This window comes from Rhizobium sp. M1, from assembly GCF_002531805.1.
In the GTDB taxonomy this organism is placed as follows: domain Bacteria; phylum Pseudomonadota; class Alphaproteobacteria; order Rhizobiales; family Rhizobiaceae; genus Rhizobium; species Rhizobium etli_C.
Genome location: NZ_NWSW01000014.1, coordinates 1 through 25,542, shown reverse-complemented (window position 1 = coordinate 25,542; position 25,542 = coordinate 1). Strand labels below are relative to the sequence as shown.

The 25,542-nt window shown below is 61.5% G+C and carries 25 protein-coding genes and 1 pseudogene; 11 read left to right on the top strand and 15 right to left on the bottom strand.

Annotation, left to right across the window (positions count from 1 at the left end; all coding sequences use genetic code 11):
- Positions 1–41: 41 nt before the first annotated feature.
- Genes CO655_RS14940 through nuoG form a run of 7 tightly spaced genes read left to right on the top strand, consistent with a single transcriptional unit; the run spans position 42 to position 7,087 of the window.
- Positions 42–407 (top strand): NADH-quinone oxidoreductase subunit A, encoded by a 366-nt coding sequence (locus tag CO655_RS14940; RefSeq protein WP_097665379.1) that lies wholly within the window; start codon positions 42–44, stop codon positions 405–407.
- Positions 395–898 carry an NADH-quinone oxidoreductase subunit B gene (locus CO655_RS14935; protein WP_003582024.1) on the top strand — a complete coding sequence of 168 codons (504 nt, stop codon included), beginning with the start codon at positions 395–397 and terminating at the stop codon, positions 896–898. The genes CO655_RS14940 and CO655_RS14935 overlap by 13 nt, the downstream gene beginning before the upstream one ends.
- Positions 895–1,431 (top strand): NADH-quinone oxidoreductase subunit C, encoded by a 537-nt coding sequence (locus tag CO655_RS14930; protein WP_097665293.1) that lies wholly within the window; start codon positions 895–897, stop codon positions 1,429–1,431. Before CO655_RS14935 ends, CO655_RS14930 begins: the two co-directional genes overlap by 4 nt.
- A 29-nt stretch (positions 1,432–1,460) precedes the next feature.
- Positions 1,461–2,675, top strand: a complete 1,215-nt coding sequence (nuoD, locus tag CO655_RS14925) for an NADH dehydrogenase (quinone) subunit D (protein WP_097665291.1) — start codon at positions 1,461–1,463, stop codon at positions 2,673–2,675.
- Positions 2,676–2,692: 17 nt separating this feature from the next.
- Complete coding sequence (nuoE, locus tag CO655_RS14920) at positions 2,693–3,205, top strand: NADH-quinone oxidoreductase subunit NuoE (RefSeq protein WP_097665290.1); 513 nt, start codon at positions 2,693–2,695, stop codon at positions 3,203–3,205.
- A 4-nt stretch (positions 3,206–3,209) separates the two neighbouring features.
- The gene (gene nuoF, locus CO655_RS14915; RefSeq protein WP_097665288.1) at positions 3,210–4,475 is read left to right on the top strand and encodes an NADH-quinone oxidoreductase subunit NuoF; all 1,266 of its coding nucleotides are present in this window, start codon (positions 3,210–3,212) and stop codon (positions 4,473–4,475) included.
- 32 nt (positions 4,476–4,507) lie between these two features.
- The gene (gene nuoG, locus CO655_RS14910; protein WP_097665286.1) at positions 4,508–7,087 is read left to right on the top strand and encodes an NADH-quinone oxidoreductase subunit NuoG; all 2,580 of its coding nucleotides are present in this window, start codon (positions 4,508–4,510) and stop codon (positions 7,085–7,087) included.
- Between the two features lie 175 nt (positions 7,088–7,262).
- Here nuoG and CO655_RS14905 read toward each other — a convergent pair whose 3' ends face one another.
- The 8 genes from CO655_RS14905 to CO655_RS14870 all read right to left on the bottom strand — a co-directional run bounded on the left by CO655_RS14905 (position 7,263) and on the right by CO655_RS14870 (position 14,410).
- A complete protein-coding gene (locus CO655_RS14905) occupies positions 7,263–7,703 on the bottom strand; it encodes a CBS domain-containing protein (protein ID WP_097665283.1) in 441 nt (146 codons plus the stop codon).
- Positions 7,704–7,748: 45 nt separating this feature from the next.
- A complete protein-coding gene (locus tag CO655_RS14900; protein ID WP_097665281.1) occupies positions 7,749–8,312 on the bottom strand; it encodes an NADH-quinone oxidoreductase subunit I in 564 nt (187 codons plus the stop codon).
- Positions 8,313–8,322: 10 nt separating this feature from the next.
- Entirely contained in the window at positions 8,323–9,324 is a 1,002-nt protein-coding gene (nuoH, locus tag CO655_RS14895) for an NADH-quinone oxidoreductase subunit NuoH (RefSeq protein ID WP_097604123.1), read from the bottom strand.
- 382 nt (positions 9,325–9,706) lie between these two features.
- Positions 9,707–10,762 carry a maleylacetate reductase gene (locus CO655_RS14890; protein WP_097665279.1) on the bottom strand — a complete coding sequence of 352 codons (1,056 nt, stop codon included), beginning with the start codon at positions 10,760–10,762 and terminating at the stop codon, positions 9,707–9,709.
- Position 10,763: 1 nt separating this feature from the next.
- Complete coding sequence (locus tag CO655_RS14885; protein ID WP_010029440.1) at positions 10,764–11,648, bottom strand: intradiol ring-cleavage dioxygenase; 885 nt, start codon at positions 11,646–11,648, stop codon at positions 10,764–10,766.
- Between the two features lie 11 nt (positions 11,649–11,659).
- Positions 11,660–12,634, bottom strand: a complete 975-nt coding sequence (tsdA, locus tag CO655_RS14880; RefSeq protein ID WP_097665276.1) for a gamma-resorcylate decarboxylase — start codon at positions 12,632–12,634, stop codon at positions 11,660–11,662.
- Positions 12,635–12,655: 21 nt separating this feature from the next.
- Positions 12,656–13,834, bottom strand: coding sequence for a flavin-dependent monooxygenase (locus CO655_RS14875; RefSeq protein ID WP_097665378.1), 1,179 nt, complete (start codon positions 13,832–13,834; stop codon positions 12,656–12,658).
- A gap of 72 nt (positions 13,835–13,906) precedes the next feature.
- The gene (locus CO655_RS14870) at positions 13,907–14,410 is read right to left on the bottom strand and encodes a flavin reductase family protein (RefSeq protein ID WP_097604119.1); all 504 of its coding nucleotides are present in this window, start codon (positions 14,408–14,410) and stop codon (positions 13,907–13,909) included.
- 325 nt (positions 14,411–14,735) lie between these two features.
- Here CO655_RS14870 and CO655_RS14865 point away from each other — a divergent pair, with 325 nt between their 5' ends.
- Together CO655_RS14865 and CO655_RS14860 are read left to right on the top strand one after the other, a co-directional pair.
- Positions 14,736–16,034 carry an aromatic acid/H+ symport family MFS transporter gene (locus tag CO655_RS14865; RefSeq protein WP_097604118.1) on the top strand — a complete coding sequence of 433 codons (1,299 nt, stop codon included), beginning with the start codon at positions 14,736–14,738 and terminating at the stop codon, positions 16,032–16,034.
- A 132-nt stretch (positions 16,035–16,166) separates the two neighbouring features.
- Positions 16,167–16,604: a MarR family transcriptional regulator gene (locus CO655_RS14860; protein WP_097582091.1), complete on the top strand. Its 438-nt coding sequence runs from the start codon at positions 16,167–16,169 to the stop codon at positions 16,602–16,604.
- 372 nt (positions 16,605–16,976) lie between these two features.
- On the opposite strand, the gene CO655_RS14845 is transcribed toward CO655_RS14860, so the two are convergent.
- The 7 genes and pseudogenes from CO655_RS14845 to CO655_RS34330 form a co-directional block, all read right to left on the bottom strand.
- Complete coding sequence (locus tag CO655_RS14845; protein ID WP_097665274.1) at positions 16,977–17,762, bottom strand: maleylpyruvate isomerase N-terminal domain-containing protein; 786 nt, start codon at positions 17,760–17,762, stop codon at positions 16,977–16,979.
- Complete coding sequence (locus CO655_RS14840) at positions 17,759–18,802, bottom strand: cupin domain-containing protein (protein ID WP_245423822.1); 1,044 nt, start codon at positions 18,800–18,802, stop codon at positions 17,759–17,761. The genes CO655_RS14845 and CO655_RS14840 overlap by 4 nt, the downstream gene beginning before the upstream one ends.
- 83 nt (positions 18,803–18,885) lie before the next feature.
- Positions 18,886–19,533 carry a maleylacetoacetate isomerase gene (maiA, locus tag CO655_RS14835; protein ID WP_097665270.1) on the bottom strand — a complete coding sequence of 216 codons (648 nt, stop codon included), beginning with the start codon at positions 19,531–19,533 and terminating at the stop codon, positions 18,886–18,888.
- A gap of 2 nt (positions 19,534–19,535) precedes the next feature.
- On the bottom strand, positions 19,536–20,231 hold the full coding sequence (locus CO655_RS14830; RefSeq protein WP_097604114.1) for a fumarylacetoacetate hydrolase family protein: 696 nt from the start codon (positions 20,229–20,231) through the stop codon (positions 19,536–19,538).
- A gap of 78 nt (positions 20,232–20,309) precedes the next feature.
- The gene (locus CO655_RS14825; protein ID WP_010027696.1) at positions 20,310–21,035 is read right to left on the bottom strand and encodes an alpha/beta hydrolase; all 726 of its coding nucleotides are present in this window, start codon (positions 21,033–21,035) and stop codon (positions 20,310–20,312) included.
- Positions 21,036–21,061: 26 nt separating this feature from the next.
- Complete coding sequence (locus CO655_RS34335) at positions 21,062–22,711, bottom strand: benzoate-CoA ligase family protein (RefSeq protein ID WP_245423834.1); 1,650 nt, start codon at positions 22,709–22,711, stop codon at positions 21,062–21,064.
- Between the two features lie 147 nt (positions 22,712–22,858).
- A pseudogene (locus tag CO655_RS34330) lies at positions 22,859–23,815 on the bottom strand (FAD-dependent monooxygenase); the annotation flags it as partial.
- 100 nt (positions 23,816–23,915) lie between these two features.
- Between CO655_RS34330 and CO655_RS14815 the strand changes: the two are divergent.
- Complete coding sequence (locus CO655_RS14815) at positions 23,916–24,311, top strand: acyl-CoA thioesterase (protein ID WP_245423820.1); 396 nt, start codon at positions 23,916–23,918, stop codon at positions 24,309–24,311.
- Positions 24,304–25,104 carry an IclR family transcriptional regulator gene (locus CO655_RS14810; RefSeq protein WP_097604111.1) on the top strand — a complete coding sequence of 267 codons (801 nt, stop codon included), beginning with the start codon at positions 24,304–24,306 and terminating at the stop codon, positions 25,102–25,104. Before CO655_RS14815 ends, CO655_RS14810 begins: the two co-directional genes overlap by 8 nt.
- The last annotated feature ends 438 nt before the right edge of the window (positions 25,105–25,542 follow it).

The following is a 25,542-nucleotide window of genomic DNA, read 5'->3' as shown; positions in this document are numbered from 1 at the left end:
GTCGCGCCGCGGCGTGGTCGATGGGCGACCGGTGCAGTGATATGACTGCAATGGAATTTTTGCCGGTTCTTTTCATGGTCGCCGGAGTCGTTCTGGTGACGGGGGTGACGTTGTTCGTCTCCTCGCTGCTGCGCCCATCCAATCCTTATCCCGCCAAGAACATGCCCTATGAATGCGGCATGGACGCAGCGGGCGAGGCGGCGGCGGGCCGCTTCAGGGTGCCGTTCTTTATCCTCGCGATCCTGCTGGTCGTTTTCGATGTCGAAGCGATGTTTCTCTTCCCCTGGGCCGTCGTCCTGAAAGAGATCGGCCTGGTCGGCTATATCGAGATGTTCGTCTTCATATTGCTGCTTCTCGTGGGCTTCGCCTACGCCTGGCTGAAAGGAGCGCTGGAATGGGAGGCGTAAACAACGCGATCCGCGACAGCGTGCTGTTCACCACGGCCGACAGCATCATCAGTTGGAGCCGGAGATCGGCGCTGTGGCCGGAGACCTTCGGCATTGCCTGCTGCGCCATCGAGATGATCTCCGCCGGTTGCGCCCGCTACGATCTCGACCGGTTCGGCGTGGTCTTCCGCCCTTCGCCGAGACAATCCGACGTCATGATCATCGCCGGCACCGTGACCCGGAAATTCGCGCCCGTCGTGCGGCGGCTCTATGACCAGATGCCGGAGCCACGCTGGGTAATCGCCATGGGCACCTGCGCTATTTCGGGCGGGGTCTACAACACCTATGCCGTGGTGCAGGGATCGGAAACCTTCGTGCCCGTCGATGTGCATGTGCCTGGCTGTCCGCCCCGGCCTGAGGCGCTGATGCACGGCTTCCTCCTGCTTCAAGAAAAGATCAAGAGGTCGCGGGCGCTCGCCGGCACACCTCTGGATCGGGTTATAGCGTCATGAGTGCGGAGCCGTCCCTCAATCGCGCTCCGATCATGGAGCGCTTCGGAGAAACAATCGAGGACCTCGGCACTGCGCACGGTATCGACGCCTTTGCCGTTCCGCCCGAGAGGATCGTCGAGTTCTGCCGGTTCCTGAAAGAGCATCCGGCGCTGCAATTCAATTTCCTCTCGGACGTTTGCGGGGTCGATCATTATCCCGAAACGCCGCGGTTCGAGGCGGTCTACCATCTCTACTCCCTGCCCAACAGATGGCGGGTCCGCATCAAGTGCCGCCTTGGCGATCCTCCTGAAGTGCCTTCGGTCACGGGAGTCTGGCGCACCGCCAACTGGCATGAGCGTGAGGCCTGGGACATGTATGGCATCCGGTTCGCCGGACATCCCGATCTGCGCCGGATCTATATGTGGGAAGGCTTCGAGGGCTTTCCCCAGCGCAAGGATTTCCCCCTCAGGGGCTATAAGGACAAGTTGAACCCCTTCGGTGCCGAAGGTCCGCCGCCAACGCAGCCCGACCTTGCCACCAGGGACATTCCGTAAGGGAGGCCGTTCTACGCCGGAACGTTGAGATGACTGAAATCACCGAGCTCAGCAGGCCTGAGGGCGAAGCGCTCAAGACCAGGGAAGTGCTTCTCAACCTCGGTCCGCAGCACCCCAGCACCCATGGGGTTCTTCGGCTCGTCCTCGAACTGGACGGCGAGTTCGTCGAGCGCGTCGATCCGCATATCGGCTACCTCCATCGCGGCACCGAAAAACTGGCGGAGAGCTTCACCTATACCCAGATATTCCCGCTGACGGACCGGCTCGACTATCTCTGTCCGCCCTCGAACAACCTCGCCTTCGCGCTGGCGGTGGAGAAACTCCTCGGCATAGAAGCACCGATCCGGGCGCAATATATCCGCGTGATGATGGCCGAGCTGGCACGGATCTCCGGTCACCTCCTGATCACGGGCGCTTTGCCGATGGATCTCGGCGCCATGACCGCGCTGCTTTACGTCATGCGCGAGCGTGAAATGATCATGGACCTCCTGGAAATGATCAGTGGTGCGCGCATGCACACCTCCTTCTGCCGGGTCGGCGGAGTGCGCGAAGACCTGCCTGACGGATTCTTCCCCAAGATCCGGGAGTTTTGCGACATCTTTCCGAACCGAATCCGCGACTATGAGCGACTGCTCGAAGATAACCGGGTGTTTCTCAATCGCACGAAGGGGATCGGCGTGATCTCCGCCGAGGATGCCGTCGATCTCGGCCTCAGCGGCCCGAACCTGCGTGCTTCCGGTGTCGACTGGGACATCCGGCGCGATGAGCCCTACGAGATCTACGACCGGCTCGATTTCAACGTCATCACCCGTGACGAGGGCGATTGCTATGCACGCTGGCGATGCCGCGTCGACGAGATGCGCGAAAGCATGAGAATCATCGAACAATGCATCGACCAGATGCCTGAGGGGCCGTTCCAGATCGATATGCCGACAATCGCCTTCCCGATGGACAAGGATCGGGTGCACTGCTCGATGGAGGCGCTGATCCAGCATTTCGACCTGTCGGCCTACGGCTTCAAGGTGCCGAAGGGCGAGGTCTATTCGGCGATCGAGGCGCCAAAGGGCGAACTTGGCTTTTACATCATCAGTGACGGGTCGCCAAAACCGTTCCGCATGAAGGTGCGGGCACCCTCGTTCGTCAATCTTCAGGCCCTCTTCGGGGTCACCAACGCCCGCTATCTGGCGGACATGATCGCCGTGCTCGGCAGCCTCGACCCCGTGATGGCGGAGGTGGACAAGTAGCAGAGGATTTGGACGTGATGACCATGCGCGAAAAGATCGAAGAGGCGGCGGCGCGGTATCCCGACCAGCGCTCGGCGATCATGCCCGCGCTTCGGATCGCGCAGACGGAGCATGGCCATCTGCCGGGTCCGGTGCTGGAGGAGGTCGCCAACATTCTCGGAGTCGAGCGGATCTGGATCTACGAGCTGGCGACCTTCTACACGCTCTTCCATACCGAACCGGTGGGCATGTTCCATCTGCAGCTTTGCGACAACGTCTCCTGCATGCTGTGCAGATCCGAGGACCTGCTGAGGCATCTGGAGGAGGTCCTCGGGATCAAGACGGGCGAAACCACCCCAGACCGGCTGTTCACGCTTTCGACCGTCGAATGCCTCGGCGCCTGCGAGATGGCTCCAGTGATGCAGGTCGGCGACGACTATCACGGCGACCTCGATATCGCGCGAATCGACGCGCTTCTCGACAGGTTGCGAACGGAGGCGGGGCAAGCGACTGGTGCCGATCTCGCCTCGGCAGCACCGCCGGGAGAATAGCGTCATGTTCGAACCGATCCTCCTCAAGCATGTCGATGTTCGGGATGGCCATCTGCTCTCCACCTTCGAGGCCGGCGGAGGCTACCAGGCTCTGGCCAAGGTGCTGCGCGAAAACACGCCTGACGAGGTTATCGACCTCGTCAAACGGTCTAACCTGCGCGGTCGCGGCGGTGCCGGATTCCCAACGGGCATGAAATGGGGTTTCGTGCCGAAGCGGACCGGCAAGCCGACATATCTGTGCTGCAACGCCGATGAGGGCGAGCCGGGCACGTTCAAGGACCGGATCATCATGGAGCGCGACCCGCATCAACTGATCGAGGGGTTGGCGGTAAGTGCATACGCGATTGGGGCCGAAACCGCCTATGTCTACATTCGCGGAGAATATGTGACGGCGATCCGTCGTCTGGAGCAGGCGATCGCCGAGGCCCAAGCAAAGGGTTATCTCGGAAAACGCATTCTGGGCTCGGATTTCAATTTCGCCGTACACATCCACTGCGGCGCCGGCGCCTATATCTGCGGCGAAGAGACTGCGATGCTCGAGTCGCTCGAGGGCAAACGGGCGCAGCCGCGATTGAAGCCGCCATTTCCGGCCGTGGCTGGGCTCTACGCCAGCCCGACAGTGATCAACAATGTCGAGACGCTCGCTTGCGTGCCGCATATCGTTATGCGGGGGCCGGACTGGTTTCGGGGCATCGGCCCGGACAAGAGCCCCGGCCCGAAGCTCTACTGCCTCAGTGGGCAGGTGCGCAAACCCGGCCTCTATGAGTTGCCGATGGGCATACCGCTGCGCGAACTGGTCGAGAACCACGCCGGCGGCGTGCTGCCGGGACGCAAAATCAAGGCGGTAATCCCGGGCGGGGTCTCAGCGCCTGTTATACCGGAGCACGGGCTGGAGGTCGGGATGGATTTCGACTCGCTGGCTGCCGCCGGCTCGATGCTCGGTTCGGCTGGCGTTATCGTGATCGACGACTCGACCTGCATGGTCAAGGTCGCGACCCGGATCATCGAATTCTTCCATCATGAGTCCTGCGGCAAGTGCACGCCATGCCGGGAAGGATTGAACTGGGTCGTGAAGGTCCTGCGCCGGATCGAGGCCGGCGAAGGTGCTGCCGGCGATCTGGAGCAGCTGGAGATGCTCTGCAAGGGCATTTTCGGCAATACGTTTTGTGCTTTGGGTGACGGGGCGGCGATGGGGTTGCGGGCGGCACTCGCGCATTTTCGCGCTGAGTTCGTCGCCCATATCGAGGAGCACAGGTGCCCCTTTCACTGAAGGCCTGCACCGCGACAGGACTGCGAGGAAGTATGGTTAGCATTACGATCGATGGGCAAACGCTGGACGTTGAGGCTGGCTCGACGGTGCTGCAGGCCGCCCGGCGTTTGGGCATCGATATCCCAACCTTCTGCTATCTGAAGCGTCTGCCGCCGCTGGCCTCCTGCCGCATGTGCCTGGTGGAGATCGAGGGGCAGCGGCGGCTGCAGCCGTCCTGCGCCACCGCCGTCACCGAAGGTATGGTGGTGCGGGCGAACACAGCTCTGATCGAGGAAACGCGCGCTTCCATGCTCGATATGCTGCTCGCCAACCACCCCCTCGACTGTCCGATCTGCGACAAGGGCGGCGAATGCGAGCTTCAGAACATGGTGATGGCCTACGGGCCTCGCAAAAGCGAGTTTCACGATCCCAAACGTGTATTCCATTCCGAGGACATCCGCCTCAGCCCGGTCATCATCATGAACGTCAACCGCTGCATCCAGTGCCAGCGCTGTGTCCGGATGTGTGAGGAGGTCGTCGGCGCGGTCGCTCTGGGTACCGTCGAAAAAGGCATGGATACCGCCGTCACCGGCTTCGAAGGCAGTCTCGCAAGCTGTGACCAGTGCGGCAATTGCATCGAGGTCTGCCCGGTCGGCGCGCTGATGAGCTTCCCCTATCGCTACAAGGCGCGGCCCTGGGATCTGGTCGAGACCGACACCGTCTGCCCGCATTGTGGCACCGGTTGTCAGTTGACGGTGGGCACGCGCAAGGGCGAGTTCATGCGGGTGCGCTCGAAGTGGGACGAGGGGCTTAACCGCGAAGTGCTCTGCGTACGGGGACGCTTCGGCCTCGATTTCGTCGCGAGCCGGGACCGGATCAAGCGACCGATGATCCGTCGTGATGGCGCCCTGGTTCCGGTTTCCTGGGACGAAGCGGGGGACTATCTGCGCCAGCGGCTGTCGGCCGTCGAGGGCAAGGCTGCCGGCGGGCTGGCCTCGCCTCGCCTACCCAACGAGATACTCTATCAGTTTCAGAAGCTGATGCGGGCGGCATTCCACACCAACAGCATTGATTGCTCGTCACGCTGGTCCACGCCCTTCGATACGCTCGGCCCGCTAATGGCAGCCTTCAACAGCCGCGCACCGCTGGACGAAGTGATCGGCAACGACTGCGTGCTCGTCGTCGGCGGCAACGTCACCGAGGAGAACCCGGTCACCGAATACCTGCTGCGGGATGGCGTGCGGCGGCGGCAGACCGGATTGCTCATGCTCTCGGCGCGGCCATCCCGTCTGGATGCCGATGCCAGGGTGGTGGTTCGCGTGCCGCCGGGCGGAGAAGCGGCGAGCCTTGCGGCCGTGGTGGCCGGTCTCGTGGCGGCAGTTGGTGAGGCCTTGCCGGGCAACGTTCTTGCGGGCATCGGCGCAACAATCGGCAAACCAGCGGCGGAAACCGGCATTGACGGGCCGGATCGTCTGGCCGCGGCGCTCAAGGAAGGCCGCAGCGTCACCGTGCTTGTCAGCGTCGACCTCCTGAGATCCCCCGAAGCGAGCGCGACGCTGCAGCAGATCAATAACCTGCTGCACGTTCTGCGCCTGCTCGGCAAGGGCCTGGCGATGCAGTTCCTCTTCGACCGTGCCAACCAGTTGGGCGCCTGGGACATGGGAGTTCTGCCGGCGGCGCTGCCGGGGCTGGAGGCGGTAACCGACGAGGTAGCGCGCACAACTCTTGCGCGGAACTGGGGCGCCGAAATCCCGTCTGAACCCGGCGCGGATCTCGACGCCATTCTGGAACTCTGCGTCGGCGGGCGGATGGGCGCTCTCTACATCGTCGCAACCGACCCCCTGATTGCCTATCCCGACAGGGATTTCGTGACGCGGGCGCTTGGCGCCGCCGATCTCCTGATCGTGCAGGACGCCTTCCTCACGGATACGGCGGGCCTTGCCGAGGTCGTCCTGCCCGCGGCAGGTTACGGCGAGGAAACCGGCACGTTCACCAACAACGAGGGCCGGACCCAGAAGGTCCGCAAATTCCGCGAACCCGCCTTCGAGGCGCGGAGCAATCTAGCGATCTTCGACTTCGTCGCGGCGCTTCGCAACCAGGCACTGCGGCCGTCGACGCAAGGCGAAATTTTCGACGAGATCGCACGGCTTGTTCCCGCCTACCAGGGATTGACGCAGGATGGACTTGGCGCCGACGGCGCATTCACCAAGGCGGCGCCGACGGCACGTGTGGCCAGGTTCTTTGCCCCGCCGCCCGTCCCGCCAGCAGCCGACCGGCTCATGCTGATCACCGGCGACTGCCTGTTCCACAACGGATATCTTTCCGAACGGTCGGACATCCTGAACACGGTCGCCAATGATCCCTATGTCGCGATGAGCGCGCAGGATACCGCACAGCTTGGCCTTTCGGATGGCGATCAGGTCATTGTGCGTTCCGCCCAGGGCGAACTGACGGCGCAGCTCAAGGTCGACGGGCGGTTTCCCAAGGGCCTCGTCTTCGTTCCGGAAAACTATCGAGCCTTGCGTCTCAACGGCTTGATGCGGCGGGGTGAATACCCATGCCCGGTGGAGGTCCAGAAGGTGCATGCCACTCTTGAGGGCGACCGCACGAGCCGGATCTGGCGTGGGGTCTGAAGATTTGGGGTCGGGGCGCCGCGCCGCCCGCAAGCTGCCCTGCCCAATGCGTGTCGCTCGGAAGTGTGCAGCGGCTCCGGGATAACGACATGCATAAAAACAAAGGGCTAAAGCGCGTCGCATGGATCAAATTTGATGCGACGCGCTTTAGCTTCCTCACATCAAGCCGGCGACGTCAGTGATACCTGGTCCCGCAGATGTAATCCTGCAGATCCTGCTCTGTGCGCTGCGCTTCGTCGAGCCTATGTTTAACCACGTCACCGATACTGACCACGCCGACAACGTCGCCTCCATCCATGACCAGCACATGACGCGTACGCCGCTGGGTCATGATCCCCATCACGACGGGGAGCAAATCCCGTGTCGAACAGGTCGCCACATTGCGGTTCATGACATCCGCGACCCGCATCGTCGCCGCCTCGGCCCCGTATTCCGCCACCGCATTGCAGCAATCCCGCTCCGATAGCGAACCCAGGTATTCGTCGTTCGATTGGCTGACGACAACGAAGCCGATATTGTTGTCGCGAAACAACCTCAAGACTTCCACCATCGTCTGATCGGGAGCGACCGCGATGACACCGACACCCTTGTTCTTCATGATTTCGCCGACAAGCATCTGAGCCTCCTGTCTGCGCGCTCCGGCTTGACGGATGGCGCGCGTTCACGTTCGCCGGATATTCCGCCACCAGTTGTAGCCCTGCATCTCTTTCGTCTCGACGAGCACGTCCTTCTTATTCAGGCGTGCGGTAACCACGCCGCCGCCGGTTGCCGCCTTGCCCGGCTTGGCGAGCAGGTCGTCGCGCCCGATCACCAGGTCACGCGAGGAAAAACTCGAAAATTCGTACTGCTGGCCAAGCGCGATTGCATCCGCTGGGCAGGCGTCCTCGCACAGCCCGCAGAACAGGCAGCGAGCCGTGTCGATCTCGAATTTCGCCGGGTGCCGGTTGCCCTTCTCGTCCTCGTAGGGGACGACTTCAATACAGTCACAGGGACAGATCCGCGCGCAGAGTTCGCAGGCCACGCACTTGATCTCGCCCGCTTCATCACGCGTCAGGAAGTGATGCCCGCGATAGCGTGAGTACGGGAGCCATTTTTCCTTGTCAGGATATTGCATGGTTACGGTTCTGGAGAACAGGTAGCCGAAGGTCAGAACCAACGCATTCGCCAGATCGGCGAAGAACGCCCAACCAATCCATGTTCCAACTTTGTCCTGCGCGCGCGACATCGCCGCCTCGCTACGGAGCCGCCGTGGCCCCTAAAAGTACACCGGATATAATTATGTTCGCCATCGACAGAGGAAGCAAGACTTTCCATCCGATCGCCATCAGCTGGTCGTAGCGGTAGCGGGGGAAAGTGAAGCGGAACCAGATAAACACATAGACGAAGAATGCGACCTTGAGCACAAACCAGAGCAGTGGTGGCAAGGGGATTAGGATACCGTTCCAGCCGCCGAAAAACAGGATCACCACTAGGACCGACACCAGCAACACGATGGCATATTCGCTGACCATGAAAAACGCAAAGCGGATACCGCTGTATTCTGTATGGAAGCCGGCGCCCAGATCGCCTTCCGCTTCCGAAAGATCGAAAGGAATACGCTGCGCTTCGGCCAATCCGGCGACGAAGAACACGAAAAAGCCGACCGGTTGGTAGACGATGTTCCAGACATCGGTTTGGGCCCGCACGATGTCGAGCAGGCTCATGGATTGCGCCAACATGACCACCCCGATCACCGCGAACCCCATCGGAATCTCGTAGCTGATCATCTGCGCGCAGGTCCTGAGGCTGCCGAGGACCGCGTATTTGCTGTTAGCGGCCCAGCCACCGAAGATGACGCCATAGACCTCGATCCCGATCACCGCAAAGACGAAGAGTAATGCCACATTCATGTTGGAGACGTAGAGCGTGATCTCGGCGCCGAGGACCGAGATGCTTTCGCCGAAGGGGATCGCGACGAACACCACAAAGGGAGGGGCGAGCGCCAGTATTGGCGCCAGTTTGAACAGGAAGCGATCGGCCTCGGCCGGGATGTGGTCCTCTTTGGTTAAGAGCTTGATCCCGTCCGCCACCGGCTGCAGGAGCCCGTGCCACCCCACGCGCATCGGCCCCATCCGCTGCTGCATGTGCCCTGCGATCTTGCGTTCCAGCCAGGTCAGCGGCAACGGCAGCAGCAGCAAGATCGCAATCAGAAACGCGACCTTGAAAACGATCAGGCCAAGGGCGACGATAAGTTCCATGATCCGCGGCTACTTATTCATCGGGTTGAAACGCGCAACCGGACTTTGGCTCCGGCTATACGCTGAGCACTTGTGCACTTTGTCAGGCTACATAGTATAACGCTGACGCAGCTCTTACAACGCCATTACAGTATTACAGTTATGTCGTCGCTGGCGATGATGTGTCCGAGTTCAGGACGTTCGAGACGCCTGGTTCGATGCGCACGTCTCTGTATTGCGCTCCTTCAGGACAAAACGGTGGTTGTTTGTGAACCATCTGACGCTGGCCATTGCGGACATCGATCTGGCCTTCGTCGAGAAGATGAAGTCTTCGTGCCGGCGATTTTCTCTGATGTGCTTGGAATCAAAAAAGCCCGCACTGTGGCGCGCAGATCGAAACAGTTCAGTCGCGCCAACCGCCGTCGAATGCATCCGTCAACAGCGCGCGAATGGCCGGTTCGGTGACAGGCGCCGGATTCCAATAGGGATTGGACACCGCCTGGGCGGCCGCTTCGCCTATACGCTCGCCCGGCATGCCGATTGCAGCAAGAGACAGCGGCGCACCGATCTCCCGGGTGAGGTTCCGGAGTCCGGTTGCGGCATTCTCCACACTCAGCGCCCGCGCCACTTTTGCGGCCGCTTCGGGTGCAGCTTGCATGTTGTAACGCATCGCGTAAGGCAGGATCACGCTGTGGGTTTCGGCATGCGGCAGGTCGAACATGCCGCCCAGCGTGTGGCAAACCTTGTGATGAAGCGCCATTCCGACGCAACCCAGGCAGATGCCGCAGAGCCATGCACCGTAGAGAGCATCTGAGCGGGCCTCAACGTTCAGGCTATCACGGACAATCTGCGGCAGCGCCCGCGCCAGCGCGCGGATCCCGTCCTCTGCCATCAGATTGGTCACCGGGTTGCGGTCGCGGGCGTAGAGTGCCTCGACCGCATGTGCAATCGCGTTGAGGCCGCTGACCGCTGATAAATGCACCGGAAGTTCCAGTGTGAGCGAGACGTCGTAGATAACCGTTTCCGGCAGAACGCGCATGTCACGGAGCGTGACTTTGCGGCCATCTTCGGTCTGCCCGAGAATGGGCGTCATTTCCGACCCCGCATAAGTCGTCGGCACGATGAGCTGCGGCAGATCCGTACGAAGCGCGATTGCCTTCGAAAGGCCGGTTGTCGAGCCGCCGCCGATTGCGATCAGACCATCGGCACCGGTTTTCTCGACAAGCTTCATTGCCTCCTGCGTAACCTCGACAGGCGTATGCATGACCGCGCCCGAAAAGATCACGGCCTGTGTCCCGATCAGGTCCGCTACCCTTTCCGCCTCGCTGTTCTGATGAGGCGTGGAAAGGACCAGCGGCCGGGACATGCCGAGCCGCTTCATCTCATCGGCAAGCTGTTTGAGCGTGTCGGTGCCGAAAATCACGCGCGTTGCCAATCCGTTGTAGACGAAGTCCTTCATCTCAGGTCTCAGCCCTTTTTGTCAGCACGAAGTCCCAGTCGACCTGCCAATAGGGCGCATTAAGGCCCTCGTCCTCACCCACGCCGTCCTCCTGCCGTGTCCGGAAATCGGCGATGAGACTCTCCTTCACCCCGAACACTGCATCCTGATCCAGATATTGGCAATCCGGGGGGAAGATGTGGGTGACAACGGGATCGTAACCCTCGGCGCTGACGATGAAATGGATATGCGCCGCGCGGTTCGGATGCCGGCCGAGGCGCCCCAGCAGCTTACCCACCGGCCCGTCGTCTGGGATCGGATAATAGCGCGGTTTGACGGAACGAAACCGATAGCCGCCCTCCCCGTCCGTAGTGAAGACGCCGCGCAGATTCCAATCCGGCTGCGTGCCTTTCTGCTGGACGTCGTAGAAGCCGTCGTCGTTGGTCTGCCAGACGTCGATCAACGCGCCTTCGATCGGATTTCCATCGGTGTCCCTGACAAAGCCGCCGACCACGAGCGGCTCACCTTTGCCGTCGAGACAGATGTTCGTCCCCCGCGCATAACGCGGTGCCTCCGGCACGTAGAACGGACCGAGAATGGTGTTCTCCGTCGCGCCCGAGGGACGTCGATGGTTGATCGCATCGACCAGCATGGACACACCGAGCACATCCGAGAGCAGGATGAACTCCTGCCGCCACTCATCGCACATCTGACCGGTCTTGGTGAGGAACTCGATCGCCGCCAGCCATTCCTCATGCGTCGGCTCGATCTCCTTCACCGCGGCATGAAGATGACGCACGATCGTCGACATGATCTCACGCAGGCGGGGATCGATATCCCCGCCCATGCGCGTATTGACGGCCTCGACCGAGTTTTCCTCGGTGAAAAGCGGATAGTTCGCGACCATCTTGCCCTCCCTCATATCCCGAAGAGTAGCTTGGCATTGGTCCGGCCGATTTTCGCCCGATCGGCCTCCGAAATCGTCGTGGTATCGAACCAATCGGCGGCGTGATCGATGTTCTCGAAGGGCCAGTCGGTCGAGAAGAGGATCCGGTCGGCGCCGATTTCCAGCATTGCATCGATGAGCGTCTGGGTACGAAAATTCCCCGATGTCGTGATGTAGAAATTCTCGTTGAAATAGTCGGCGATGCGGCGCTTGGCCGGATATTTCGGCGGCACCTTGACCCAGGCATTGCGGTGGTCGATGCGCCACATCATGTAGGGAAGGCCTTCGCCCATATGGCCGAGGATGATCCTGAGATTGGGATGCTCGTCGAACAGGCCCGATCCCATCAGGCGCAATGCATGGACCGCCGTTTCCTGGGCAAAGGCCCAGGTCGGGCCCATCAGCCAGGGGTGGCCCTCATAGATCCGGCTGTCCTGCGGCAGGGGATTGCGCGGATGCAGGTAGAACGGCACGTTGAGGGCGGCGACCGTCGCCCAGAAACCGCGATATTGCGGCAGGTCGTAATAGAGAAGCGCATCGGTATCCGCGCGCTGGCTGAAGCCGTTGACCAGCGCGCCGACGAAGCCCAGCTCCTTGACGCAGCGCTCCAGTTCCCGGGCGGCCGCCTCGGGGTCCTGCAGCGGCAGGGCAGCAAAGGCACGAAAGCGGTCGGGACGCTCGGCACATTCTTCGGCTAGCGCATCATTGGCGCGGCGGGCGATATCGATGGCGCGTCCCGTCTCGGCGATGGCCTGAACGGCCGGCGCGTTGAGCGACAGGATCATGGTTTCGATCCCATGCGCATCCATCAGTTTCAGCCGCTTGTCCTGAATGTCGAGCAATCGGGACTGAAGCTCGGTCCAGTAATCGCCCGGTACGAACCCGGCCGAATCCATTAGCGTTTCCGGAATGGCGAAATGTTCCTCGAGCGCGATTTTGCCTTGCATGTCTCTCTCCCTGTTCTTGTTTCAGTATTGGCCCTTCGGCTCGAGGCCGAGCATATGCTGGCCGACCATTGTGCCGACGGCATCCCAGTTCATGCTGATATGGCGGCCGACGGCATTGGCATCCCGCCAGGCCCGTTGCACCGGATTGTCCATGTTGAGGCCAAGTCCGCCGGTGGACGCGTTAAGCGCCTCCACGGCTCGCAGCGCCAGGTTGACGGCAAAGGATTGGCCGCGGCGGCTCAGCAATCTGTCCTCGATCATGAATTCGCTGCCTGAACCTGCCAGTTCCTCGGCCCGCGCCACGTCACGCAGCAGGATCTCGCGTGCCGCATCGACGCTGGCCGCAGCTTCTGCCACCCGCAGCTGTATCGTCGCAAATTCCGCCATGCGGCTGTTACCGCCGGCGACCGCCCCGCGAGTGACTCGGGTGCCGGTGGACGCGACATAGCTCTCCAGTGCGCCCTTCGCCGCGCCGACGGCGGCGGAGGCGAGGCAGGACGGAATGCCTGTCAGAAGCGGCATGTTGAAAAGACCGCTTTGGGCATAGAAGCTGGCGCCCGGCGTGCGACCGCTTGTGGCATCCGGGAATGTGAGTACGCGATATTTCGGCACGGTAACATTGCTGAGGATCAGGGTCTTGGACCCCGTTCCCGCCAGCCCCGCCACATCCCAGGTGTCCTCGATTTCATATTGCGTCGCGGGCACGAGCAGGAAGGCGGGAACCGGCTTCCGCTCGCCCTCGGCGGGGAGGATGGCGGCGCAGAGCGACCAGTCGGCATTCTCGCAGCCGCTGGCAAAAGCCCAGCGGCCGTTCAGCCGATAACCGTCTTCGGTGGCCTCAGCCATGGAGGTCGGCGCATAGGAACCGCAGAGAAGCGCATCCGGGTTTTCGCCCCAGACATCATCCTGCGCGCCCTTGGGAAACATGGCGAGCAGCCATTGATGTGCCGACAGAAGGCCCGCGACCCACCCAGTCGAGGCGCAGGCCGAGGCAAGTTCGATATTGGCGTCGACAAGCTCTGAAAAGGGCTTCGGCACGCCACCATAGGCGGCCGGCTTGACCGCATCGAAATAGCCGGCCTCGCGTAGCGCAGCGATATTTTCCGCCGGCACCCGGCGCGCCCTTTCGGTCGCCAATGCCCGGTCCCTGAATGTCGGCAGAAGCGGCAGGACCCGGTCCTTCAGGGAACCGCCGCGCATGATGCGGGCCAGGTTTTCCCCGCCGCTTTCGATGAATTCGAGTTTCATGATCTCCTCCTTCGTCTTCCGCGATCAGGCTGCCGGCTGCGAAACGCAGTAGCGGGCGTCCTCGTAGATCAGCGGTATGGTGCTGGGGGCCACGGTCGCGTGAACGACCTGACCAATGAAAAGCGTGTGGGTGCCATAAGGCACGGCAGCCATGCGGCGGCAGACGACATTGGCGTTCGCATCGTCGAGAAGCTGCATGCCGGCCTCGTGCCGCCGCCAGTTCGCCAGTCCGAAGCGCGCATGCGGCTCGACTTTGCCGGCGAATGCCTCAGACAGCGGCCGCTGAGCGTGACTGAGCACATTCACCGCGAAATCCGGCTGACACAGCAGCATTTCGTGCAGGAGGGTCCTGTTGTTGAGGCAGATCACCAGCGACGGCGGATCCATGGAAACGGAAGTGACTGCCGTGACTGTCATGCCATGGTCGATACCGTCCTTTACCGCCGTGATCACGGTGACTGTCGCTGGAAATTTTCGCATCGCGGCACGAAAATTTGCGCCGACCATTCCATCGGATAAAATCTGCATGATCTCTCTCCCATTCCGATTTTTACCAAATATTTGCGTTTGCAATTATTGTCAATGCAAATATTTTCTTAGCCGTAATGGACGAGACCGCAATCCGACCACCGGTCGACCCATTTGAGGCCCCCGCCGAGGATAATTTTAATCGGCGCAAGATTTTCTCTTGCAATATTTGCATTTGCAATCTTTTATTGTTGTAGGCATCGGGCAGGAGAGGACTGTCGGACAAGCGTGCCTTGCGCGCCGTTCACAAACCCGATGCCGAAGGGGAGTCTTTGATTTTTTGGGCTTCAGCCTTTTTTCAAAGCGAGATCACGGAGGAGGAGCCATGTCTTCGCAGGAAATGAGCGCCATGGTGGCGCAAACCAAAAGTACGGCAAGTGTCATTGCCATGTGCGGCTTCATGATAATGTTCGACGGCTATGACTTAGTGGTCTTCGGTGTCATTGCACCGGCGCTGCTCAAGCAGGTGGAGTGGGCCCTGGATCCGTCTCTCGTCGGCCGCGCCGCCGCCTTGACCCTGTTCGGCATGCTGCTCGGTGCTGCAATTGCCGGCACTCTCGCCGATCGCATTGGCCGGAAGAGAGTCGTTCTCGGTAGCCTCGCCAGCTTTTCCGTCATGATGATCGCAAGCGGGCTTGCTCCGAACTTCCCGGTCTTCGCAGGCACGCGCTTCCTGAGCGGGCTCGGGCTTGGCGCGCTTCTGCCGACGGTGACCGCACTCATTCTCGAATTCTCGCCCACCAAACGAAAGGCGCTGGCCAACTCGCTGTCCTTTATGGGCTATCTGCTGGGCGGCATTCTCTCGGGTATTCTTGGCATGCTGATCCTGCAGCATTACGGCTGGCGTCCCCTAATGATCATCGGCGGCGCGCCTTTGCTGGCACTGCCGTTCCTGATCAAGTCACTGCCCGAGTCGCCCGACTGGCTCGCCGCCAAAGGCCGCCGTGCCGAGGCTGACGCAATCTGCGATACTTTCGGCCTGGAACGGGTTCTGCACCAGCCGACCACCTCTGGAAAGCAGGGTATCCTGGCGCTATTTGCGGAAGGGCGGCTTGCGCTGACGCTGAACGCCTGGGGGATTCATTTCTGCTCCCTGCTGCTGACCTTCGGCATGGTGAACTGGCTGCCAACCATCATGAACAAGATGGGTTACGACATCAGTTCGGCGCTGCTGTTTGCGATCATGCTCAATGTCGGCGCCGCCATCGGTATCGTCATTGCCGGCCGGATTGCCGATAGGGGCCATGTGAAGATGACTGTCGCCATATTGTTCGCGATCGGCGCCGCAACGATCTACATGCTTACGCTGAAGCAGGGCGTTCTCATGTACGCACTTGTCGCTCTCGCCGGCGCCGGTACGATCGGAACCCAAATCCTCTCGAATGTTCTGGTCGGCCGCTTCTATCCTGTCCAGATCCGCGGAACGGGCCTCGGCTTTTCGCTCGCGGTCGGCCGGCTGGGTGGTATCGCCGGGCCACTGATCGGTGGCGCCGTGCTGCAGCGAGGGCTCGCGCCGGAGTGGAACTTCTACATCTTCTCGATAACGGCAGTGGTTGGCTGCGTTTTGACGGCCCTCACCTTCCTGCATGTGACGACCGAGAAGGGAAGTGTCATCGCGCACTGACCGGCAGGAATACCCGCCATCATAGCCGGCCTCGATGAGGCCGGCTTTCATTTGCCCGGACGAACGCGACATTTGATTGCACATGCCCTCGGCTACGGCTATTCAGTGCAGATGCAATAATTGCGAGCGAAAATGTCCTATCGATTTACCGGATCACTTCCCTATCTTCTAAATCGCGTCGGCGTGCGCATGGGCGAGCTTTTTTTGGAACGGCTGCACGATTTTGACGTTACCTTGCCCATGTACCGCGTCCTGGCCATCCTGAAGCAGGAGGGCCCGCAAAGGCTGACAGATCTGAGCCCCATGGTTACGGTCGAAATCTCCACCCTGTCGCGTCTGGTCACAGTGATGAAGAAGAAAGGATTGGTGTCGCGCACCCGGCCCGACGACGGGCGCACGGTTTCGATCATGCTTACGCCCTCGGGCGATGCGCTCGTGCAGAAGTTGATGCCGCTCGCAGCAGAGTTCGAGGCGGTCGGCGTCGAGACATTCAGCGAGGCTGAAGTGGCCTGGCTGAAATCGGCGCTGAAGATCATCCATACCAACCTGGACAAGCTCGAAGCACGCTGATGTGCCGAGGTGGAAACTCTCCTAGAGCCTTTCCTGGTTAGATTGAAGCATTCTGTTGGCTCAAACGGAGTCGGATGGTCGACCGGCCGGCGCGTGTCGTAGCCCAGTTCTACGGCCAAGCCGGCCGGTCGATCAGACGGCCCGGTTCAGCCAACCCTCCCGCAGATTTGCCAGGCAAATCTGCAAGACTGAAAAACGCCGGACGCACTGATCGCTTCGCCACGGCGAAGCGGTGCGGCCGGTGGGCCGGGCATCTTTTCGCCAGGATCAGAGGCGATCGGCTCGGACGTACCAACGGGTATGCCCATCGCCAATCGCCTCTGCCCTGACGAAAACCTGCTCCGGCAGAATGCTTCCTAGCCAGGAAAGGCTCTAGGCCGGTCCGATGGCGGGAAGCGGCGCGAGGGCAGGCAGGGCACCACCTTCGGCGCTTAGGTTGCCTACGCCCTTTCCGCTGAGCCAACCCACGAGGTCGCGGGCAGTCCCTCTGACGATCATTGCTGGCGCCTGGCTCATGATCAGTGGGGCGACCCGATCGGTCGCGACCAGCGCGAACCTCCCGGTCGGAAGCCGTCGCGAGGCCTGGTCGAGGATCAGGAAATCGACGAAATCCGCCGGCATATCCGCAAACCGGCCGCCAGAATTCAGATCGATGGCAAGAAGCCAAAGCTTGCGAGCCCGCGTCAGTGGCGTATCGCGCAATTGGGTCTTTCGTCCTGTGGTGTCGGCCACCGAGCGGCCCCAGCCTTCATTGCTCAAACCGCGCCATTCGACATTGAGATGAACCGCAGAATGGTCGAAGAGATAACGCAATGCCCGCGAGGGCTGGGTAATGCCGAATTCGAGATCGTCGGCGGCAACGTCGAGATTGCGCGGAAAAGGTCCGGCCTCGCCGGCCCTTCCCCAAGCCACGAATTCGCTCAGCAGACGCGCATGGTAACCGGCATAAGCGACAAGCCGCCGCCGGCTGAACCCTTCCACGGCGCTAGGTTCATCAAGAGCGCGATCGGAGAGATCGTTGAGCAAGCGGGCGAAATAGGCCGTGCCGAGTCGAGCCCAGTCCAGCGCTTGCGAGGGCGCGAGCACTGCGTCATGGCGCGCCCCCCTGCCCTGCCTTTCGCGCAATGCGATCCGGGCCTCCTCCAGCGTCTGGCTCATGTTTCGGCCATTTCGACATGGCTACGCATGAAATTGAGTCGCTCCATGATCGGCGCATCGGAAAAGCGGAACAGGTCGAATTGCGTTTCGGCTTGAAGCGACCAGGGAATCCAGGACGGGATCACGAAAATATCTCCGATATCCAACTTATGCGTAACTCCGCCAATCACGGCCGCGCCCTTACCGTCGAAGACCTGGAACACGGTCGAGCCCACCTCGCGGCGCGGCGGCGTGTCGGTGCCTGCGCGCAAGCGGTGGAATTCGCAGCGGATGGTCGACATGACATCGCCTCCGGTTGTGGGGTTGACGTAGCGGATGGCAGCATGACCTTGCTCAACGGTCGCGGGCTGGCCTTCCTCCTCAAGAAGCAGCTGCTCTGTCAGCGCGCGGTCCGTATGTTCCCAGCGATAGGCGCCAATCGGCGAAGCTACCGTATCCCGCAGGCCCGACAGCGGGCGAAGGCCCGGATGGCACCAGAGCCGCTCTCCCCGCGAGAAGCGCGGCGTCGCATAGTCCGTCACCCGGTCGGAACCGAATTCGAAGAAGCCGACATCGTTCTGTTGCGCAAACGGAATATCGAGCCCGTCGATCCAGGCCATCGGTTTGTCGGTATCGTTGTGATGGCCGTGAAAATGCCAGCCGGGCGTCAGCAGCAGGTCGCCCCGGCTCATGCGTACGGGATCGCCGTTCACCACCGTCCACACGCCTTCGCCTTCGACCACGAAGCGGAAGGCGTTTTGCGCATGGCGATGCTCAGGCGCCGTCTCACGCGGGCCGAGATACTGGATCGCGGCCCAGAGCGTGGGGCTGACATAAGCATGTCCACCAAGGCCCGGATTGGCAAGGCCGATGGCCCGCCGTTCGCCGCCACGGCCCACGGGCACCAGGTCCCCCGATGTCTGGGCCAGCGGCAGCAGATCGGCCCATTTCCACACATGCGGGACAGCCTTGGGCTTCGGATGACGCGGCATGAGATCGCCGAGTTGTGTCCAGAGCGGCATCAGATGCATCGCCTCGAAGCCCTCGTACAGCGCGCGCAATTCCGGCGTATCATCAGGCTGCATCGCATTGGCCGGCTTGGCGTGGATCTCATCATGCATGGCATATCCTCCGTTTCACGGTCTCAGGCCGCATCGGGTTGCCGGGGCGGCGCGGCGTTGCTGAACGCCGCTATTGTGTCGAGGCGCGCGAAAATCCGTTGAATGGTCGGCCAGGCCGACGTAGCGATCCCGAAGCGCTGATTGTTCCAGACCTGCGCATATAGGCAGATGTCGGCGAGGCCCGGCACGTCGCCGTGGCAGAAGGCGCCGGTGCGCGGATCGCAAGCCAGCATCGTCTCAAGCGCGTCGAACGTCGTCGCCACCCAATGGGTGAACCATTCCTTCTGGCCATCCTCGCTGGCGCCGAAGCGGTCGGCGAGATAGCCGAGCACGCGCAGATTGTTCAGCGGGTGGATTTCGCAGGCGATCATATAGGCAAGCGCACGCACCCGTGCCCGCCCATCCGGATCGGTGGGGAGCAACGCGGGGGTGGGATGCGTCTCCTCCAGCCATTCGATGATGGCGAGCGATTGCGTCAGAAAGCTTCCGTCTTCCCGCTCCAGAACAGGCACGAGACCCTGAGGGTTCATCGCCAGATATTCGGCCTTTCGCGTATCGCCACGGCGCAGGACATAGGGGACATAATCATAGGCCAACCCCTTGAGATTGAGCGCTGCGCGAAGCCGCGTCGATGTCGAGGAGCGGAAGAAATTGTGGAGCTTGAGGACCATTTTCAGTCCCTCGGCCCGATCGTGGTGGAAATCTCGCCCAGACCCTTGATGCTCACGGTGCAAACATCACCCGGCACCAGCGGACCGACCCCGGCCGGCGTTCCCGTCATGATGAGATCGCCGGGCGCAAGCGCGATCGAATGCGAGAGATAGGAAATGACTTCCGGAACCGACCATATCAGTTCGGCCAGATCCGCATCCTGCTTGACCACGCCATTGACCGCAAGCCGGATCGACCCCTTCGCGGGATGCCCCGTCTCCGATACCGCATGCACCGGGCCGATAATGGCGGAGCGGTCGAACGCCTTGCCGAAATCCCAGGGCCGGCCCACGTCACGCGCGGCCAATTGTAGGTCGCGCCGCGTCAGATCATTGCCCACAGCATAGCCCCAGATGTGATCGAGCGCGTCCGCCTCCGCTATGGAGCATCCACCCTTGCCGATCGCCACGACCAGCTCGGCCTCGTAGTGGAAATTCTCGGTCTGGGGCGGATAGGCCACGGTTTCACCGGAATCGACCACGGCATCCGCCGGCTTGCTGAAGAAGAACGGCGGCTCCCGGTCAGGGTCCTTGCCCATTTCGCGCGCATGCGCCGCATAATTGCGGCCGACGCAGAATATCCTGCGTACCGGAAATCTGGCATCCGATCCGGCGACGGCGACGGTGGGGGTGGCAGGAGCGGGTAGGACCAGGGTCATCTATCTTTCCTTGTTGGTTGCAGTTCTGGCTCCGCGGTGATCCGCGGAGCGTTTGGGCTTTCGCCTCAGTTTGCGGCTTCAATCCCGCCCGGCTTCCATGATCTTCTCGCCCAGCAGCACGGGCGCCGTTACATGCGTCGAATGACTGCCGGGCATGCTGATCAGACGGTAGAGCCCGAGCTTTTCCGAAAGACGCGGATGGAAGGGTAGCGACTGCGGCAGCGACGTATCTTCCGTGCAGTGCAGGAAGGACTTGCCGATCATGAACTCCGCCGGGTTCTTCGAGAGCCTGATCCTGTCGTTCATCGTGTTGAAGGGCTGGGCGTTGAGGCTGTTGAACAGCGACCGCGCCTGCTCCTCCGTTCCGTCGTTGATGAAGGATTCACGCAGGATCGGATAGGGAAACAAAACTTCGCCGGTCTCGCCGGCAAGCTGCGGAAACAGCGCCTGATAATGCGGCGGGCACATATCGATCAGGCTTTCGCCATTGTTGGGCACGAAGGCGCTGAAATAGACGAGACGACGCACACGTCCCGGACCCAACCGGTCGGCTGCCCCGGTGATGGCCATGCCGCCCCAGCTGTGGCCGACCAGAACCGCGTCCTGAATGTCGTTTTCCTCGAAGAACGCCACGAGGGAGTCGATCGCATCGTCCAGTGTCACGGCCTTGCGGTCGTCTCCCGGCCGGTTGCCCTTCAGCGTCGGGCAGTGGACGGTATGCCCGGCTGCGCGAATGGGCGCGGCGCAAGCTTCAAAATGGCTGCCATCATGACATGCGCCATGGACAAGTACATAAGTTCCCATGGTTTCCCCTCCTCTGGTCATGCGCTTCAAAGTCCGATTGCAGCATCTTGCCGCACCGGCATCGCGGCCAGTGCCTGGCGATCGATCTTCCCCGTTCCGGTCTTCGGCAGGTCGGCGACATAATTCACGATGCGCGGATATTTGTAGGGCTGCAGCCGCGTCTTCACATAGGCGCGCAACGCATCCGACTGCGCTTCAGTCGCGGCGCGCCCCTCCCTCAGCCGGATCACGGCCCGCAGCGTCATTCGGCGGTCTTCGAGTTGATGGGCCATGACCGCGCATTCATGGACATCGGGATGCTCGTTGAGACAGCGTTCAACCTCAAGCGGCCAGACCCATTGGCCCGAAACCTTGATAAGCTCGTCGGCGCGGCCCTGGAAATAATAGTAACCGTCCACCTCGATGAAGCGGTCGCCGGTATAGATCCAGTCGCCCCGCATCGTTTCCTTCGTCTTGTCGGACCGATTCCAGTAAGACGGAGCGGAAGAATCGCCTCGCACGAACATGACGCCTTCCTCTCCGGGCTCCGGCACCCTGCCATCCGGCGTCTCGAGCCGGATTTCGTAACCCGGCACCCGCGCGCCGGCCGAACCGATGCGGTGATCCGAAAGGCTGTTCGAGAGGTAGATGTGAAGCAGTTCGGTCGACCCCAGTCCCTCGGTCGGACCATGGCCGGTCAGACTTTTCCAGGCGTCGTAAATATCCTGCGACAGGATTTCCGCCGCCGACATCGATTGCCGGAGCGAACTCAGATCGCGCGTCCCGACATTTTCCGTCCGCGCCAGCGCCGTATAAAGCGTCGGCAATCCGAAGAGCACCGTCGGCCGGTATTTTTCGATCATGTCCAGCACCGCGTCGGGCCTCGGCTGGCCCGGCATCAGAAGCGTCGTCGCGCCGATCGAAAACGGGAATGTGAGGGCGTTGCCGAAGCCATAGGCAAAGAAAATCTTCGGGACGGAGAAGCAAATGTCATCCTCGGTCAGCTTGAGCGCATGCTTGCCAAAGGAGGCCTGCGTATAGGCCATGTCATGGTGGAGGTGGACGATCCCCTTGGGCCGCCCCGTCGAGCCCGAGGAATACATCCAGAAGGCCATGTCCTCTGGCCCGGTATCGGCGCAATCGAGCGTGTCGGGCTGCCCAGCAAGAAAGTCCGCCGCAGCGATGCGCCCTTCACCATCCGCCGCGCCATTGACGATCACCACCCGCTCGAGCGTCGTCCCGTGTAGCGCCTCGCCTTCAAAGCGCCTCGCAAGCGCTGCTTCGCATAGCGCGATCTTCGCGCCCGTGTCCTGAAGGAAGAAATTCAGCACATCGGCCGTGGTCTGGGTGTTGAGCAGGACCGGCACGAAGCCGGCTCGGACTGCTCCGAAGAAGGCAGCCGGATAGACAGGCGTGTCGTCGAGGAAGAACGGAATCCGGTCGCCACGCTTAAGCCCAGCGGCGATGAAGGCATTCCCCCAGCGTGCCGCTTCGGTCACCAACTGGGCATAGGTCAGCGATCCCGCCGGGCCGATCAGCGCAAGCTTATCCGGACTGCAGAAGAGATTGTCCCAGAGGATTGAAGAACAATTCGGATGGTCCTCCCGCCTGAAGCCGACCTCCGTAGCACCCGCATTGTCGTGGCCGACGGGATCGACGATATTGCCGCCGCCCTTCTCCGCATCGTATCTTGCCATGAAGCCGGGAGCCATCCGGCGCAGCCTGTCCATATCGACACGGCCCGAGCGCATCAGATAGTCGAGCCCGAAATCGACCGGCGACAGATCCATCTTGGCGGCAAAATTCTCATACCATGTGGCGGACGTGTTGGCGGCATCGACGATCTTCCTGGCGATCGGCTGGCGCTCCGCCTGATAGGCAGCCAATGCCTGTTCGACATCGTCGTGAGACGAGAGTGCCCGGACAAGCGCGATGGCATCCTCCATGGCAAGCCGCGTGCCGGAGCCGATGGAGAAGTGGGCGGTATGAGCGGCATCCCCGAGAAGCACGTGACGGCCGACTACCCAGTTTTCGCACCAGAGACGAGGAAACTGCCGCCACGTGGACTTATTGGTGATCAGCGGCGCGCCATCAAGAAGATCGGCGAAGATCGACTCGCAGGCCCGCGCGCTCTCGGCCTCGTCCATGGCCGCAAAGCCATAGGCCTGGAATGTGGCGTCGTCGCATTCGACGATGAAAGTACTGCGATCGGGCTGATAGCGGTAGTGATGCGCATTGAACGCGCCCCTCTGCATTTTCACGAAAGTCTGGGTCAGGGTGTCGAAAGGCCGTTCCGTGCCGAACCAGGCAAAATGATTGCTGAAATGCTCGATCGTCGGCGCAAAGTCCGCCTGGTTGGACCGCCGCACGAACGAGTTCAGCCCGTCGGCGCCGATGATCAGGTCGGCCTGCACTTCGTCCAGCGATTCGATCAGATGTGAAAAACGGATTTCGACACCGAGGGCTTCTGCGCGCTTGCGCAGGACCTCGATCAGTTCCAGCCGCCCGATGGCCGAGAAACCGACGCCATCGAGGACGGCCTGCCCACCGGGAAGGTTCAAGGTCATGTTGCGCCAGCGCTCCATGGCGGGCGTGATGAGATCGTGCGTTTCCGGATCATCCGCCTTCAGGAAATCCAGCGCCTGATCGGAAAAGACTACACCGAAACCGAAGGTCGCACCTTTAGGATTCTGTTCCGTCACGCGCAGGCGCAGATGCGGCATGGCACGCCGCAAGAGGATTGCGGTGTAGAGCCCCGCAGGGCCTCCCCCAAGTATCTCCACGCTGGACAGTTGCGACATGTTTCCTCCCAAGCCACTCGACAGTTCCCGATCCTGATGATAGATATTTTTCCACATTGCGCAACTAGTTTCATATGGTGGAAAAATGAGAAGCGCACATGTGCTTGAATATCTGGTGAGTTTTGGTGACTGCGATCCGGCGGGGATCGTTTTCTACCCCCGGACCTACGCTTGGTTTGACCGCGCCTTCCACGACTGGTTGCGTAATTTTGGGGGCCATGGAAAGATCTGCCAAACCCTCGGCGCGGTCGGCATCGGCCTCCTGGAAGCAAAGGCACAGTTCCGCAGGCCTATGCGCGACGGCGACCGGCTTCGCATCGCGCTGTCGATCGAGGAGTGGGGCCGCAAAACCCTGCGGCTCGGTTATGAGATCACGGTAGCAGGCGAGGTCGCGGCTGTGGGCGGCGAGCTCCGGGGCCTGTTCAAGCCGGCGGGCGATGCTATTGTCGCCAGCGAAATAGAGGTACTGCGCCAATTACTGGGTGAAGATGGATAAGGACGACGAAAGCGATCGCCAGTCCGGCGGCATCCAGTCGCTGGACGCGGCGTTGAAGCTCTTGAGCGCGATGGGCGGCTATCTGCGTCCGATGTCGCTGTCGGAACTGGCGCGCGACTGCGGCATGCCACCGAGCAAGGTGCACCGCTATCTGACGTCATTCCTAAACGCGGGCCTGGTCGTTCAGGCTGGCAAGTCCGGCAAATACGATCTCGGTGAAGGCGCGATCGCGCTCGGTCTTGCGGCGCTCGCCCGGCATGACTTCGTCAATCGTGCGTCCGACGCTCTTCCGGAGCTCTGCCTCGAATCCGGCCTGACCGTGCTTCTGTCGGTCTGGGGCACGCATGGTGCGACCGTCGTCCGCTGGGAGCGCGCCGCCACGCCCACGGTCACGTCGATGGGCCTCGGCACCATCCTGCCGCTTCTTAACTCCGCGACCGGGCGGGCCTTTCTCACCTGGGCTCCGCCGGCGCCGCTTCAGGCGATCCGCGAAGCGGAACTACGCGCCGCACGCAAGGCATCATCCACCGTGGACAGCCAATTGCGAACGGAGCAAGACATCGAGAGAATGACCGAGACGTTCCGAATGCGTGGATTCTCATCAGTGGAAGGGCGCTTCATTCCCGGCCTGGTTGCGATTGCCGCACCCATCCTCGATTGGCAGGGTAGAGCCCAATGCGTAATCACCCTCATAGGCACAGACCCCGCAGTGACGGAGCCGGGTTCCGATGCTGTGCGGAAGCTCATAGGATTCTGCGAGAAGCTATCCTTTTCGCCGATCATCACCGGCTAACGCGCCGCCCCAAATACGCCTTCCGGGGCCGCGGCGGCGTGATCCAGGCCCCTGGCGCCGGCACACATCGTCGAAAGCGGTCTGCCGACAGAACGACTGCTTGGCTATATCGCAGTCTCCAAATACCCTGGCGGGGGCCAGATCGAAGGCGTCAATCAGAGGCGGCATAACCGGCCGGGATAGCCGTGTTTGGAAATCGATCAGGACGCGCAGGAGTTCATCGCCTGTCTGTTCTGTCGCGCTAAAACGACAAAAGCCCGCTTGAGGCGGGCTTTTTGAGTATTGTGTATTGAAGAGTTTGGTTGCGGGGGGCAGGATTTGAAGTTTTCTGTCCCGCTTGGTCGGCTTTGCCTCCTTGCAGGCCCCTGAAGAGGCGTTAACTCCTCGACCCGTTACCAAACAAAAGTGAGCGTACGGTGAGCTGTTTTTGCTGATCGG